14 protein-coding genes are annotated in these 15618 nt (G+C 45.1%); 11 read left to right on the forward strand and 3 right to left on the reverse strand.

What is annotated here, in order from left to right:
* Positions 1-171 precede the first annotated feature (171 nt).
* The 3 genes from ON006_RS27880 to ON006_RS27890 all read right to left on the reverse strand — a co-directional run bounded on the left by ON006_RS27880 (position 172) and on the right by ON006_RS27890 (position 5988).
* Positions 172-1518 carry a beta-helix domain-containing protein gene (locus ON006_RS27880; RefSeq protein ID WP_244821469.1) on the reverse strand — a complete coding sequence of 449 codons (1347 nt, stop codon included), beginning with the start codon at positions 1516-1518 and terminating at the stop codon, positions 172-174.
* 46 nt (positions 1519-1564) lie between these two features.
* On the reverse strand, positions 1565-4381 hold the full coding sequence (locus ON006_RS27885) for a TonB-dependent receptor (RefSeq protein WP_244821470.1): 2817 nt from the start codon (positions 4379-4381) through the stop codon (positions 1565-1567).
* 116 nt (positions 4382-4497) lie between these two features.
* Positions 4498-5988, reverse strand: coding sequence for a M14 family zinc carboxypeptidase (locus tag ON006_RS27890; protein ID WP_244821471.1), 1491 nt, complete (start codon positions 5986-5988; stop codon positions 4498-4500).
* Positions 5989-6278: 290 nt separating this feature from the next.
* Here ON006_RS27890 and hisH point away from each other — a divergent pair, with 290 nt between their 5' ends.
* From hisH to porU, 11 genes are all read left to right on the forward strand, one after another.
* Positions 6279-6866 (forward strand): imidazole glycerol phosphate synthase subunit HisH, encoded by a 588-nt coding sequence (gene hisH, locus ON006_RS27895; protein WP_244821472.1) that lies wholly within the window; start codon positions 6279-6281, stop codon positions 6864-6866.
* Positions 6867-6885: 19 nt separating this feature from the next.
* Positions 6886-7608 (forward strand): 1-(5-phosphoribosyl)-5-[(5-phosphoribosylamino)methylideneamino]imidazole-4-carboxamide isomerase, encoded by a 723-nt coding sequence (hisA, locus tag ON006_RS27900; RefSeq protein ID WP_244821473.1) that lies wholly within the window; start codon positions 6886-6888, stop codon positions 7606-7608.
* Positions 7609-7611: 3 nt separating this feature from the next.
* Entirely contained in the window at positions 7612-8385 is a 774-nt protein-coding gene (gene hisF / locus ON006_RS27905; protein WP_244821474.1) for an imidazole glycerol phosphate synthase subunit HisF, read from the forward strand.
* Positions 8386-8489: 104 nt separating this feature from the next.
* Entirely contained in the window at positions 8490-9119 is a 630-nt protein-coding gene (hisIE, locus tag ON006_RS27910) for a bifunctional phosphoribosyl-AMP cyclohydrolase/phosphoribosyl-ATP diphosphatase HisIE (RefSeq protein WP_244821475.1), read from the forward strand.
* 13 nt (positions 9120-9132) lie between these two features.
* A complete protein-coding gene (locus ON006_RS27915) occupies positions 9133-9468 on the forward strand; it encodes a phage holin family protein (protein ID WP_244821476.1) in 336 nt (111 codons plus the stop codon).
* Positions 9469-9530: 62 nt separating this feature from the next.
* Positions 9531-9869, forward strand: coding sequence for a phage holin family protein (locus ON006_RS27920; protein WP_244821477.1), 339 nt, complete (start codon positions 9531-9533; stop codon positions 9867-9869).
* A 101-nt stretch (positions 9870-9970) separates the two neighbouring features.
* Positions 9971-10369, forward strand: a complete 399-nt coding sequence (locus tag ON006_RS27925; protein WP_244821478.1) for a hypothetical protein — start codon at positions 9971-9973, stop codon at positions 10367-10369.
* Positions 10366-11139, forward strand: coding sequence for a phosphoglycerol geranylgeranyltransferase (locus tag ON006_RS27930; protein WP_244821479.1), 774 nt, complete (start codon positions 10366-10368; stop codon positions 11137-11139). The genes ON006_RS27925 and ON006_RS27930 overlap by 4 nt, the downstream gene beginning before the upstream one ends.
* 43 nt (positions 11140-11182) lie before the next feature.
* Entirely contained in the window at positions 11183-11470 is a 288-nt protein-coding gene (locus tag ON006_RS27935; protein ID WP_244821480.1) for a hypothetical protein, read from the forward strand.
* A gap of 67 nt (positions 11471-11537) precedes the next feature.
* Positions 11538-12152, forward strand: a complete 615-nt coding sequence (locus tag ON006_RS27940; RefSeq protein ID WP_244821481.1) for a SprT family zinc-dependent metalloprotease — start codon at positions 11538-11540, stop codon at positions 12150-12152.
* Between the two features lie 13 nt (positions 12153-12165).
* The gene (gene porU / locus ON006_RS27945; RefSeq protein ID WP_244821482.1) at positions 12166-15519 is read left to right on the forward strand and encodes a type IX secretion system sortase PorU; all 3354 of its coding nucleotides are present in this window, start codon (positions 12166-12168) and stop codon (positions 15517-15519) included.
* Positions 15520-15618: the final 99 nt, after the last annotated feature.

The following is a 15618-nucleotide window of genomic DNA, read 5'->3' on the forward strand; positions in this document are numbered from 1 at the left end:
ATTGTCAAGACAAAAAACATGAACCCGAAGATATTCTTTTCGTTGGAGGAAAACAATACCGGGCGCCAAAAGGCATGAAGATGTCGCCAAAGGCCATATGTGGACAAACAAAAAAGACCGGGAGCATAGCCCCGGCCTTTTTAAATTCTGACACCAATTATATAAGACTTTTTATTTCTTGATTTCGTAGTTGGTATTCTGTGGATCGAAGTTGGCCCACTTGTCAGTCCAGTCTGTGGCTGCGAATGCACCAACAGCTGTGTTTGCTTCAAATCCTGTTGGCAATGTTACGCCGCCAGTCAGAAGTGAAGAACCTGCCTGAGGAAGAACGCCTGGCTTAGCAGTCAAAGAATTGTATCCAGTTGCCAATTTAAGGTCTGCTACTACTGCAATGCTGTTTTTGCTACCTGTCGGAATGAACAGCGCATTGGTAATTCCTTCCAGTACGCCTTGTGCAGGAGTTCCAGTCAATGCAAGTACAGTTCCGTCAACTTTCAAAGTGCCTTTTGTGAAGTTTTCGATCGTGGTAGGGTTTTCAACACGCAGACCTGAACGAGGCCATGCACCAGTGAATACACTGTTATAAACTGAAATAGATGTGTTTCTGCGCAGACGTAAAGCTGAGTTGAACTTAGCATTCACAGTACCTTCGCCCATTGCAACAGTTACGTTGGCAAATTTTGCAGAAGTTTGTGGTGTAGCAGTTGATCCCGCTGCATCATTGTCAGACTCAAATCCGTTTGAATCACCTGCAAGGTCAGCGATAGCCGGGTCGCGAAGGATAAATCCGTATTGTACGTTTCCGCTGAAACCATTGTCAGTATCGAAATCGTCATCCAGACCGCGGTATGCGATCAAGTGTTTTGCGTTAACCGTTCCACCGAACCATTCGAATGAATCATCACCGCTGTAAGAAACCTGAACATAGTCAACCTCAGTACCGGAACCTACACCGCCGAAAGTCAATCCATTGATTTCTTTATCAGTTTCGAAAGCAATTCCTGCAAATTCGATACGTACATATTTAAGCTGTCCCGAATTGTCAGCAGCATCAGTTCCACCGAAAGTAGAAACGTTTTCTCCTTCAATTACTGCATTTGGCTTGTTAACGGGTGCTTTACCCAACAAAACCAAACCTCCCCAGTCACCTGCCTTACGAGCGCCGGTCGCCTGGTTAGATGTGAAGATGATAGGCTTGTCAGCTGTACCCACAGCAATAATTTTCGCACCAGGCTGAACGATCAAGGATCCTTTTGTAGTCTTGTCGCCTTTGATAATAGTACCTGGCTCGATCGTAAGCGTAGCGCCTGCTTCCACATATACAAAACCTGATAATAGGTACTGGTTGGTTGCAGACCAGGTTGTGTTAGTAGTTATTTTCCCGGTTACCGTTTTGATTTCGCCTACTGGAACTACTACGATAGGATCCTCGTCATCGTCGTCACTTGTACACGACACGTACCCGAACGTGGTCAAGCCTAGCATCAATAAGCCAAAAAGTTTACCTGCCTTTTTCATAAAATTCAATTGTTTGATTATTCTGTTTTAAAATCTTTGTCTGCTATTAAAATTTGTAAGTAACTCCAATGGTCGAGTAACTTCCGCGGCGGTAGCTCTGGTAGCTTTCGTCAGCATTGGTAATCTTTTTGTCGAGGTTGCTATCCTGGATCAGGCGAAAACGCTGGTTGAGCAGATCCTGGATACCCAGTTTGAATTCGAGGTGTTCACCCACTGCTTTGATCACGTTCAAGTCGATCACATTGCGGGGCATCTCGTAAACTGTTGGTTGTAATTCTTTATCTCCTACCAGGAATATGCGGCGGCCTACTACATTATAAAGAGCATTCACTTGCCATCCGCGGTTAGCGTCGTTGTAATAAACCCCTGCATTGATCAGGTAAGGCGATTGCCCTTGTAGCTGGCGGTCGTTTTCCTGACCTGCAAAACCAGTCAGTACATTACTTTTGATTACAGAGGCATTGAAAACCATAGTAAGGTTATCTACAAAAGATGCCGGCGTAATTCCTTTCAATGATTTACGGAATTCAACTTCTGCACCGGTGGTATAAGCAGATTCTGCATTATCCACATAGAATGAGATTCCTGAACCTGCATAGCGAATACGTGCCTCGATCGGGTTTGTGAAATGTTTGTAGAAAGCAGCAACCGAGATCAATTCTCCATCCTTAGGATAGAACTCGTAGCGCAAATCCAGATTCTGGATCGAAGGTGTTTTCAGGTTGGGGTTACCTACCCTTGATACGTCGAAGTTAAAGTCATAATAAGTAAAAGGAGCGAGTTCTCTGAATTCCGGACGGTTCACTGATACCGAGTAAGCCAGCCTGATCAATGATTTTTCTGTAAAATTGAAAGCAAGGTTGGCAGAAGGTAGGTAGCGCAGGATCGGGTTGTCAACTTTTACACGATCTCCTGATCCTCTCTGGCGGCTTTGTAATTTTTGCTCGTTATGCTCAACACGCAAGCCGACAGATGCATTGAATTTCTTGGTGAAAGGAATGTATGCGCCTACATATCCTGCCATTAAAGTATTCTGAGCCTTGTATCTATCGTCAAAGTTGGTTCTTTCAGCGTAGTATAGCTGATTCGCTCCGATGTTTTGAGCCCCGAAAAGCTGGCCGGGAGCCTGATCCAATACTTCCTGTGAAACGCCACCTGAGTTTGTCAGGTTAAACCAGCGTGCTTTGAATGAGCGGTCTTTGTATTCACTGTAACCACCTGCACGAAGTTTTATCTGCATGCTTTCTTCGTCGTCATAATCGCGTCTTCTGAAACGGTGTTCAAAGTCCGCCCGGAAAGAGCTGGTGTATTCATCTAATGTTGAGTAAAATCTTGCACCTCTTGTTAAGCTTGCATTGCTACCAGGTACCAATTCCACTTTAAATGGATCATTAGTTCCAATCGTGCGGCTTGAAATAAAACGTCGGTAGTCAGGTTCGTCGCGGTGGGTAAACCCGAATGCGCCAAGCCATTTCAATGTGGTTCTAGCGCCCAACTCGTGCGTACCGCCCAACTGTCCTGAATAAATGCTTTTAGACTCGTAACGGAAGGCGTAGTTGCGTACTTCGGTACCATTGTCATTATTGATACCCTGGCGGTAGTTGGTTTCTTTGGTAGACAGCTGGTTGAAAAGGTTTCTGAACTCAATTTTGTGATTAGGGTTCAAAATCAACGCCCAGTTGGACATCAGTCCCAATCTTACATTTTGCTGATAAAGCTCATCCTTGTATGAAGTAAGGATTTCAGACGCCTTTTTGTCCTTGTCGTAGCTTAGGTAGCGAAACTGGGTAGTTGGTAAAAACTGATGGGTAGAGGAATAGTTCAGATTATTGAATGTCGTCAGTTTTGCATCTCCCAGCTGGAATTTCTGATTGTACCCGATTGAACCTCTCAAATCTGGCGTAACAGATTTGGACTGTACATCGTAGAACTCCGGAAGCTTGCGGAAAGCATTGAGCGTAGCATCCGAAGGTGTGTTCTCACGCTGCAATGTCGAGGTCTTTGGGAATTTTGATGGAAGAATGCGGTCAACCGATCCAAAGCCCAACCAATCCAGGGAAGTTCCTTTGTAATCATTCACTTTCTGGAATGTGGTATTGCTGCGATATCCTGTGTTCAGACTGATTGAAAAACCGTTTTCGTCAGGAATCGTTTTGGTGTAAATTTTAATGATACCTCCCGCAAATTCACCCGGAAGTTCAGGAGCACCGGATTTGTAGATCATCATTCTATCGATGGCCGTACTTGGGATCAGGTCAAACGAAAATGATTTAACGTCTACTTCGGTAGAAGGCGTGATCGCATCATTCAACATTACCGTGTTATAACGCTCGTTCAATCCGCGAATGATCACAAACCGGTCGTCTTGAATAGAAACACCTGGTACGCGGCGTATAACTTGTGAAGCGTCACGATCTTGTGACTTCTGGATTTGCTGAGCTGAAATACCTACGGCAATCTGCTCAGCCTGCTTGATTTCGGTGATGACGGAAACGTCAGTGAAAGACTGGCGCTGGCCTACGATCTTAACCTCTTCAAGGTTAGCAACGTCCTCTTCAATAGTGGTATTAATGAGTACGGCCTGATTGGGATAAACCGTAACTGCGATCTCTTTGGCCTTGTAAGAAACGTAACTTACAATGATCGTCTGCGGTCCTGTTTTAATGTTCTGTATTTCGAAGTTACCTTCAATGTCGGTTGCTGTTCCAATTGGTGGAGTCGAACCTTTGAGAACGACACTTGCACCGATGACCGCTTCTTTGGTTTTAAAATCTACGATAGTGCCTTTAATGGATCCTGTCTGGCCGAAGGCGAGCGTTGAAGCTAACAGGAGGAAAAAAATGGAGGTAATTTTTAAATTCATTTTCTGTGTCAGAATTATTTTCGACACAAAAGTAGATCGCCAATGTTACCCCAATGTTAAGCCTATATTATGGCTCAGTTATTTCGGAAAATGCTTTTTTGTTAAAGATCAGGCACTTATTCAATAATTCCTTGTCCTTTTTCGGCTTCGAAATCGTCGAGGTCGTGCACAAAACCGTTGATGACTGCATATTTTACTTTACCTGCTTTTTTGAGAATAAAGGTGGCTGTGGCACCCAGTCCCGGTGTTCCGGTAGGCACCGGCTGACCTGCGCGTAGCACATGCAGAGGTGCTGTTGTGAAGTAAAGTCCGAGTGCGCGGGTGTTGGAATCCGCTGCCAGCCGCACGTAGGTATAACCCTCACGCAGGAGGCTTTTCGCATTGAGCTTGCTAATCTCACTAACGTTTTTGTAGGTGGTAGGATGCACTTTTCCTTTTTCAATGGTCAGCCCGGTAGCATCGAGCTCCTGGCTGCCGTACTGCGGATGCAGGTCGCCAAAGTCTTCGATTTTGCTGTAATAGAAAAATTTGGAAGCATTGGCATAATTTACCTCACTCCGGTTAATGCCAAGATCGGCGGTAAACGACTTTCCGGATTGCTTGACAGTCGCATTGCGTACCACCAGATCATAGACCCATCGTCCGTTTTCGGGAATATCGTAGTACTCTTCCCGGTTTTCTTTGGTCAAAGAATTGTCGGAGATTTTTCCCAAAGCTGATAAAATAGCCATGAAGTTCAGCTGGCGGATGTACTGTTTTTCAGGGTCACCTACATAGCCACCCGATTCAATGAGTACTAGTGTTGTACCCCATTTCTGCACATTATCGCCAAATCCTCGCGGTTCGTGATCGTCGCTATACCGTGCTACCTGTCCGGGAATGTACTTTTGAAGTACTTTATTCATGCCAACAATGAGCTGCATGGAGCGTTCGCGCACCGGATTGATCGAAAGTTCGTAATCGTAGGAAGTGGCAAGGAATGATATGGTGGCCACTTTGGGGCTGCGGCCTGCGGAATAGCGCGGGCTTTGGTCATGCAAGTTGAAGCCGAAGTCAGGTTTCAGTTTATCCACCAATCCTTTTAAAATAACTGCTTCCGGTGTTTGCCGTGCCGCTGCATCACGGTTCATATCAATCCCCTGCATGGTCCGCCGTTGGTAGCGTTCAGCACCATCCGGATTGAGCATTGGAACAAAATATAATGTCGTATTCTCTAATAAATCTTTGCGGAAACTATCGAAGCCGTCATTTTTGCCTTCCAGGAAATTGAAAATATCGAAGGTAGCCATGGTAGCAGTAGGCTCGTCACCGTGCATTTGGGACCATAGCAATACTTTTCTCTTGCCGGTACCGACCTTGATCATCTGAATGGCGCGTCCTTCGAACGATTCGCCGACTTGCTCAATCTGGTAAAGTGGCTTGCCCTGGCGTTTGGAAATCAGGGGTAGTATATCTTTTTGCTTGAAGCGTCTTTGGGTAAGAGAAACTTCGCGGTAGGTTTCATGTACATTAAAAAGCCGGCGCGCGAGGTCCTCTGTTTGTGCCTGCGATGGAAAGGAGATCAAGGTAATCAGTAAAAAAAATAGTTGTGAAATGAATTTCCGCATGGTGGTATAACGCCATTTTGTAATCGCAAGATATAAATAATTTTCTAAGCAAATTTTAATGTATTTTTTACCATCGTGCGTTACGTCTTTTACAATTTATGCTTACATTTGTGGCATGTTAAGAGCTGAAACATATCATCATTTTCATCATAGCCATCTGGCTTTCGGACGTCTTGGGTGATGTGTTTTTGCAAGTAGTGTTGTAATAAGGTTGAATACATAGTATCCCAGAAGCCCGATTTTTCTAAATCGGGCTTTTTTTATTCTGGTTTCAAAACCTCATATATTGAATGAAAACCGTAATAATCAAATATAACGCAGGGAATGTGCAGTCGGTGATGTACGCGCTGGACCGTATCGGGGCCAGTTACCTGTACACCGACGACGTGGCAGAGATCAGATCGGCCGACAAAGTCATTTTTCCGGGAGTGGGAGAAGCCAGTACCACCATGAATTATCTGCGTAAAGTGGGTCTGGACAAGGTGATACCGTCATTGAAGCAGCCGTTTTTTGGAACATGCATTGGTATGCAGCTAATGTGCCGTTTTTCCGAAGAAAATAACACTGAATGCATGGGCATCTTTGACGTAGACGTGAAACGGTTCCCTGCTGCGCCCGGAATAAAAGTGCCACATATGGGCTGGAATAACATTTCAGGGTACAAAACTGCATTGACCAACGATATTCCCGACAACGCCTACGTTTATTTTGTACATAGCTACGCGGCACCGGTTTGCGACTATACCGTAGCCAGCTGTGATTATGTACAGCCTTTCAGTGCAATGCTCCATAAAGACAATTTTTACGCAGCGCAGTTCCATTGCGAAATAAGCGGTGATGCCGGGCAGAAAATAATGGAGAACTTTTTGAAAATTTGAGCTAACCGACTGATTGACAATGATTGAAATTATACCCGCCATTGACCTGATCGAAGGGAAATGTGTACGCCTTACCCAGGGAGATTACAGCCAGAAAACCATATATAACGAAAACCCCGTGGATGTAGCGATGGAGTTTGAAGATGCAGGCATCAAGCGGCTGCATTTGGTGGACCTGGACGGAGCGAAGGCGAAAAAAGTGATCAATTGGAAGGTATTGGAAAGGATTGCTTCCAAAACAAAACTACATATAGACTTTGGCGGTGGCGTGCAATCGGACGATGATCTGAAGGTTGTTTTTGAAAGCGGCGCCAAGCAGGTGACCGGGGGTAGTATTGCGGTAAAGCAGCCGGAGGTTTTCGAAAACTGGCTTGCGGTTTACGGAGGAGACAGGATCATTTTGGGAGCCGATGCCAAAAAGGAAAAGGTAGCAGTGAGCGGCTGGGAAGAGGGAACGGAGATCTGGGTTTACGATTTCGTGGAGAAGTGGGTGGAAAAAGGAGTTAAATACACCATTAGCACCGATGTCGCGAAAGACGGTCTGCTGCAAGGCCCTTCTTTTGACCTGTATAAAAATATGCAGGACAAATGCCCAGATCTTAAAATAATAGCCAGCGGTGGAATCAGCGGATTAGAGGATGTGGAGAAACTGGCAGAAATGAATATTTATGGTGTGATCATTGGCAAGGCGATCTATGAAAACAGGATTAGTCTAGCCGATTTACGACGTTTTACAGTTTAGTATATGCTCACAAAAAGGATAATTCCCTGTCTGGACGTAAAGGATGGCCGGACGGTCAAAGGCGTCAATTTCGTAAATCTCCGGGATGCCGGGGATGCCGTGGAGCTGGGCGCTCTTTATGCCGCACATGGCGCCGATGAACTGGTGTACCTCGATATTACGGCTACCATTGACGGTCGCTCTACTTTTATTGACCTCGTTCGCCGGGTGGCCCATACGATCAATATTCCGTTTACAGTCGGTGGCGGGATTTCGTCCATTGCGGATGTTTCTGCATTACTGCATGCCGGAGCCGACAAGGTTTCAATTAATTCGGCAGCTGTAAAAAATCCGGATCTGATCAATGAGCTGTCGCTGGAATTTGGAAGTCAATGTATCGTGGTCGCCATAGACACCCGCTACATCGCGACGGATAACGGGGAGGAGCACATTGTACATACGCACGGGGGCAGGAAACCTACCAAGTTACGGACTATCCCCTGGGCCAAAGAGGTAGAGGAACGCGGGGCAGGTGAGATTTTGCTTACTTCTATGGATACTGACGGTACGAAAGCCGGATTTGCATTGGAATTGACTTCGACTGTTTCGGGCAATGCCAATATTCCGGTGATCGCATCGGGAGGCGCGGGGAGTATGGAACATTTTTATGATGTGTTTACGACCGGAAAGGCCGACGCGGGACTTGCAGCCAGTATTTTTCACTTCCGGGAAATTGATATCCCCGATCTGAAACAGTACCTGCACGAGCAAAACCTGCCGATTCGAATGACGCGCTAGTAAAGCCGAAAAGCACTTTTGGAGAAGAATCTGACACAGAATGCCGACGTGATGAAACGAATTAGCCGGAAAGAATGCAACTTTGCCTAAATGAATTATTAAAAATGAGCGATACCTTTTCAACCATTGATTTTGATAAATCGGCCGACGGGCTGGTGCCAGCGATCATTCAGGATGTTAATACCAGCAAAGTCCTGATGTTGGGTTATATGAATGCGGAAGCATTGGACAAAACCAAAAAGGAGGGCACAGTAACATTCTTCAGCCGAAGCAAACAACGTTTGTGGACGAAGGGTGAAACGTCCGGTAACTTTCTTTTTGTGAACGGAATAACCGCCGACTGTGACGGAGATACGATACTGATTAAGGCTACACCGGCGGGACCAACATGCCACACGGGCTCCGATACCTGTTTTGGGGAAAAAAATAGTCAGGATACACGAATCGGGGAAGCTTCTTTTCTCAACTATCTGCAGAAGGAAGTGATCCGAGAAAGAAAATTAAACCCTTCCGACGAGTCGTACACGAGCAGCCTTTTCAAAAGAGGGATCAACAAGATTGCGCAAAAGGTTGGTGAGGAAGCTGTGGAAGTAGTGATAGAAGCGAAGGATGACGACAATGATCTTTTCAAGAATGAGGTTTCGGATCTTTTGTTTCACCTTTTGGTCTTGCTCGAACAAAAAAACATTGACTTAGATGAGGTAATTAGCGTACTTCGTAGCCGTCACCAATAAAAACGGATACCGTATGAAATTACTCCTACGTCTTGTAATCAGTACTTTGGCAGTCCTGGTTGCGGCTAATCTTGTTCCGGGGGTTGTGGTTGCCAGCACAGGCACTGCCATCATTGTTGCCATTGTATTGGGAATACTCAATACTTTTCTGAAACCCGTTCTGCAGATTTTAGCGCTGCCCATTACGATCCTCACGCTGGGACTCTTCTATTTCGTAGTCAATGTCTTTATTATTTACCTCGCGTCCTCACTGATCGACGGATTTTCGGTGAACGGGTTCATCCCCGCTTTGCTATTCGGTCTGGTCGTTTCTGTTGTTTCTGCCATTCTTGGTATGTTTTTGGATTAGTGTGTAAGACCAACCCTTTGTGGGGCCTTAAATACATACACATGATTTGATTGCTACCGCTTATGTTAAGTCAATTAGAGGAAATCAAGGACACACTTTTTAAATATTTCGAGACTCGTATCGATCTATTTAAAATTGAGACAAGAGATAAGATAGAACGTGCGGTCGTGATGGCGATCTACGCTGCGATCCTACTTTGTCTGGGATTGACCGTGCTGATACTAGTGGTCATTTTACTGGGTACTTTCCTGAATAAATGGCTTCACAGTGCCTATTTGGGATATGTTATTCTACTGGGCGTATTTATTCTGAAGCTGGTTATTACCGTTATCTGGCGAGAAGGGATCGTACGTTTTATACGCAGGATCATCGTACGGTTTGTAATGGTTAAGGAAGAATAATGTGTCTGACGGTGTATTATTAATCATAATTTTGCGTCAAATTGCTATTTTTGGGTTCCTTTTAAATATTTCTTACGCCACTATTTAAAACAGGTAATGAAATGAGTTCTTCACCAGAATCTTCCGTAAAGATCACAAAGCCGTTTTCATCGGATACGGATCAAGATAAAAAAGAACTTCTGCAGGACGCAGATCTTTATAGAGACAAGCTTGAATCCCAATGGAGTGATCTTAAAAAAGATGCAACCGAGTATGGAAAGCAGGCTCTGGTGATAGGAGGGGTGGTTGCTACTACTTTTTTGGTCATGAACGCTGTTTTACCAAAGAACAAAAAGAAATCTGAGGAGCCAATAATACCCACCCAAAAAGGCAAGATTTCAAAAAAGAAAACCCAATTTGCGGTTGGACAAGCCGTTCAAAGTTTAGCCTGGACACTGGCTGTGGGATGGGCACGCCAGAAGCTAAAACATTTTATTGCAGATGAACGAAAAACCGAATGAAAACAGCGAATTATAAAATCGCAGACCTCCTTTCGACAAGAAAAGAAGAAAAAAGGAAATCGTTTGCTGTTCTCTTAGATCCTGATAAAATCAATTTTTCTACTTTTCCGAAATTCCTTGAATATGCGGCTGGGCAAGGTGTAGACTTCTTTTTCGTAGGAGGAAGCCTGATCACCAATTATGCCATCGATCAACTCGTAGCAGCGATTCATGAACATACCAATATTCCCGCCATTCTTTTTCCAGGTAGCAGCCTGCATATAGATCCGTCAGCGGATGCTATTCTGCTACTTTCACTGATCTCCGGCCGCAATGCTGAATTGCTGATCGGGCAGCATGTGATAGCAGCTCCATTACTCAAAAGAAGCGGGATTGAAGTATTGCCTACCGGCTACATGCTCATCGAAAGTGGCAGGCTTACCACCGTATCTTACATTAGCAATACCGTTCCTTTGCCCCGCGACAAACCGGGTATCGCTGCGTGTACCGCGTTGGCCGGAGAGTTTCTTGGCCTTAAAAATATATTTTTGGACGCGGGTAGCGGGGCACAATTTCCGGTAAGCCCTGAAACCATCGCCGCAGTTCGCGCCAGTGTCGACACACCGATCATTGTAGGCGGCGGGATCGATTCCTATGAAAAAGCAGAGGCGGCGCTTACTGCCGGAGCCGATGTGATAGTAGTAGGTAACGGAATAGAACAAAATCCTGATCTGCTTCCGGAAGTTGCAGCCTGTGTGAAAGCTTTCAATCGAAAACTGGAAAGTGTTTAATAGAACAATGGTAGAATTTATTGGATAAAATAAAGGGATTTGGGTGTTTTCTAAGGAAATTTTAAGTTCTTGGAAAAATACAATCTCAAAATTTGGGAATATTCAAATTTATCATGTTACCTTTGCATCGAACCTTAATTACACCCAAGAAATGAAAAAATTCTTTGCATTTGCGTTTGTTGCCGGGATGGTAGCTTTCGCTGCTTGTACTAGCAAACCTGCTGACGAATCAGCTGATACTACTGCTGTAACTGTTGAAACTCCTGCAGTTGATACTGCTGCTGTTGATTCAGTTGTTGCTGATTCAGCTGCTGCTGACACAACTAAGTAATCAGACGTACAAGTCGAAAATCTTGAAAAGCTCTATGAAAATAGAGCTTTTCTTTTTTTATTTAAGGATGAAAAATATATCCTTTGCCTTGCTGGTCCCCACGGCTGCAAGTTCCTATTGTGAAGAATTATACTATCAATATAAATTCGAGTTCTCTCTTTCACGTCCCCGCCGCACCCGGCTGGGCGACTTTACGGTAAAGCCAGGTACTACTCCGCGGATCACCGTCAATGCAAACTTAAATCCATATAATTTCCTGATTACCTACATCCACGAGGTTGCACATTGTGCGGTGCATCATCTGTACAAAGGTCGCTTCAAAAAGCGGGTCGCTCCACATGGCGTCGAATGGAAAAGGGAATTTGAGCGGCTTTTACAACCGGTGATGAATGAAAATATTTTTCCGGAAGATATCCTGGCCGCTTTGCTTCGTTATTCTAAAAATCCGACCGCGTCCACGGGAGGCGATACATTACTTTTTAATGCAATCAGAAGGTACGATGAGCAGGCATTGAACTCCGGGAGGGTGGCGTTGGTCCAGCTCAATGAAGGTTCCAGCTTTGTTTTTCAAAACAGGCAGTTCACAAGGGGCATTTTGAGAAGAACCCGCGTCCTTTGCACGGACAAAGCTTCGCAGCGTCTTTACACAATTCCAGCTCATGCATTGGTTGAAGCATGTTGATCTTCAGAAATCAATGATCCGTTCAGTTTTAAGCTGTCTGGGAATCCTGCTTTGCTCTTCTTTACAAGCCCAGAAATCAGTTTTGTCAGGTGGAAACTGGTACAAGATGGCTATTACACAAACTGGTATCCACAGGATTGACGCAGCTTTTTTAGAGAAAATGGGCATTGATGCAGCTACCGTTCCGCCCAGCCAAATCAGGATCTATGGGAATGGCGGAAGTATGTTGCCGCAAATGAACAATGCAGGGTATACCAATGCATTGACAGAAAACGCAATATGGGTACAAGGTGAGGAAGATGGTAGATTTGACCAAAGCGATGCCATTTATTTTTACGCAGAAGGCCCACATATTATTACCTATGATGCTGAGAAGAAAGAATTACAACATATTACCAATTGCTACAGCGATACCAGCTACTACTTTCTGACTTTCGGGCAGGAGAGTGGGCTGCGCGTGGAGGAAGCTGCAACTGTGATCGGGAAAAATGTGCCGACGATCAATCAGTATGACGATTACTGGTATCATGAAAAAGACGCAACAAACCTCCTGAAATCCGGAAGGGAATGGTGGGGCGAATATTTGTCAGGGCTAGCTGTCTTTAATCTGGATGTTAACATGCCGGATGTAGTGCCTTCCTCGCGGATAAACGTGCGCACCTCGGCCATTGGCTCAGCGCAGGTACCCACAAAATTTCGCTGGCAGATCAACGGGCAGGCGATCGGAGAAGGCAGCATTGGAACTGTCACTCCCGAAACCTACGACGTCAAAGCCTTGCGCTCAGAAGCTACCTACGCTATCACCGCTCCCGCGACACCGCCAACACTTTTTACCGTTGGGGTAACTTACGACCGAAATGGACAGAATTCAGCGCAATCCTATCTGAACTACATGGGATTGCAGGTGAAAAGGTACTTGCGCGTTTACGATCAGCAGCAGGTTTATTATTTTATACCCCAAAATGCTGACACGCTGCATTATCAGTTCGGTAATGCAATCGAAGGAGCTCACCTTTGGAATATTTCCAATCCTTTGATACCCTCGGTTGTAGTAACCCGGAATACTACCGGGGCTTTCGATTTTACTGCTTCCGGTGGTAAAAAAACAGGCAGGTACATTAGTTTTAAACCTGAACAAGGCTATATACCCGTCTCCTGGCAGCGTATCGATAACCAGAACATTGCAGCTTCTAAAACACCGGACCTGCTGATCGTGACTGCGCCCGCCTGGGAAGCGGAAGCAAAACGACTTGGTGCATTCCGAAGCGAAAATGATGGTCTGGAAACTTTGGTGGTCACCACGGATCATATTTACAATGAGTATGCTTCCGGCAGACCGGACATTACGGCTATCCGCGATTTTACAAGACAACTCTATCAACAGACACCCGGCAAGCTGAAATACCTGTTGCTATTTGGAGATGCGACTTACGACTACAAAAACATCATGCAAAATCAGTCGCCGCAGCAACGCGCGAACTGGGTGCCGGTCTACGAAAGTAAAGAGTCGCTCAATCCGGTGCTGACCTATTCGTCGGAAGACTATTATGGTTTTATGGAAGCTACCGAAGGAGCCTGGGCGGAGTCGGTGGCGGGAGACCATACCGTAGAAATCGGGATTGGTCGCTTACCCGTGAAGTCAGCTGCTGAGGCGAAGGTAGTGGTCGATAAATTGATTCTTTATGCGTCAAGGCAATCTGCGGGAAGCTGGAAAAATCTGGTCCGTTTTGTGGCCGACGACGGAGATGGCGCGGTGCATCAGCAGCACGCCGACCAACTGGCAAAGCTGATACAGCCTTATTTCCTGTCATCCCGGTTGTTTATGGATGAATTCCCTCAAACTACCACCACATTGGGACAAAAAGCACCTGGACTCAATGCGGCGATTCGTGACAACATTAATAAAGGTACCCTGATCCTTAATTATACGGGTCACGGTGGCACGACAGGCTGGGCAGAAGAGCAGATACTCACACTGGCAGATATCCAGGCATCTCGGGGAATGAACAATCTTCCGCTTTTATTTACGGCGACCTGCGATTTTGGGAGATACGACGATCCCGGAATTGTGTCAGGAGCAGAACTTATGGTTTTAAGCCCGCGGGGATCGGCCATCGGGGCAATAAGCACAACGCGTCCGGTCTATTCCAGCACCAACTTTACATTGAGCAAAGCATTCTACGAAAGCCTGATCAAAATAGGTCGCAACGGCAGAATGGGTGATTATTTCAGGGACACTAAAAATAAATCGCTTGTAGGGAGCCTCAACAGAAATTTCACTTTGTTAGGTGACCCATCCATGAAGCTGGGCCTGGCGCAAAGGGCCGTCCGCTGGGCGCAAAAACCGGACACATTACGTGCATTGCAAAAAGTGACACTTAAAGGAGAGGTGTATGAGCCCGTAAGCGGACTGAAAGATCCTGTATTTAATGGCATTGCACGCATTGCGGTTTACGATAAACCAACCGAATTTCAAACGCTTGGTAATGAGGATCCGCCGAAGACCTACTCCGAATTTCGCAGCAAATTGTTTGATGGAAACGTACGGGTAGTAAATGGCCTGTTTACGTGTGAGTTTGTGATGCCGAAAGATATTGATTACAGGATAGGAGTGGGTAGGGTGAATGTTTATGCAGTGGAATCCGATAGTACTATGGATGCAGGCACGCAGCTGGATGTGATTGTGGGCGGCAGCGGGAGCCTGAGCAATGATAAAACGCCGCCTCAGGTGACGGCATTTCTCAATAATGAATCATTTAAAGATGGCGATACCGTTGATCCCTCGTCTTTACTGATCATGCACGTCAGCGACGAGAACGGAATAAATTTATCCAAAGCAGGTATTGGTCACGCCATTACTTTAACATTAAACAATACATTAAACATTACGCTGAATGATTACTTTACAGCCAATCTTGACGATTACCGCTCAGGAGTGATCACGTATCCGTTAGAAAATCTGCCGACCGGTAAATATGTAATTCATCTAAAAGTATGGGACGCATATACTAACTATACAGAAATTGCGTTCGGTTTTCTAGTAGGTAAAACTCGTGGGATTAAACTCAACGCTCTGAATATTTTTCCTAATCCATTCGATAAGAATCTGTCATTTGAACTCAGCCACGATAGAGTAAATGAGGATCTGGAATTAGTTTTAAATATATTTCTTGAAAACGGGAAGCGTTTGGGTACTTTCAACTGGCAATATTATAACAGTGAATCAATTATCAAGGAATCTTTAAATTCCTCACAATTGGGAAACTCGATCCCTGGCAACACTTTACTCGTATATCAGTTGTTGATCAGATCATTAAAAGATAATTCGGTAGACCAGCGATCCGGGAAGCTCATACGTTCTCCTTAGGATAATAAAACTTATCATTTTTTTAGTAATAACTATCTTTCATTGTACTTTTGACCCTTTAAAGAAGCTGATTCAAAGCACTTCCTATCGCAAATCCAA

Source organism: Dyadobacter pollutisoli, assembly GCF_026625565.1.
Lineage (GTDB): Bacteria > Bacteroidota > Bacteroidia > Cytophagales > Spirosomataceae > Dyadobacter > Dyadobacter pollutisoli.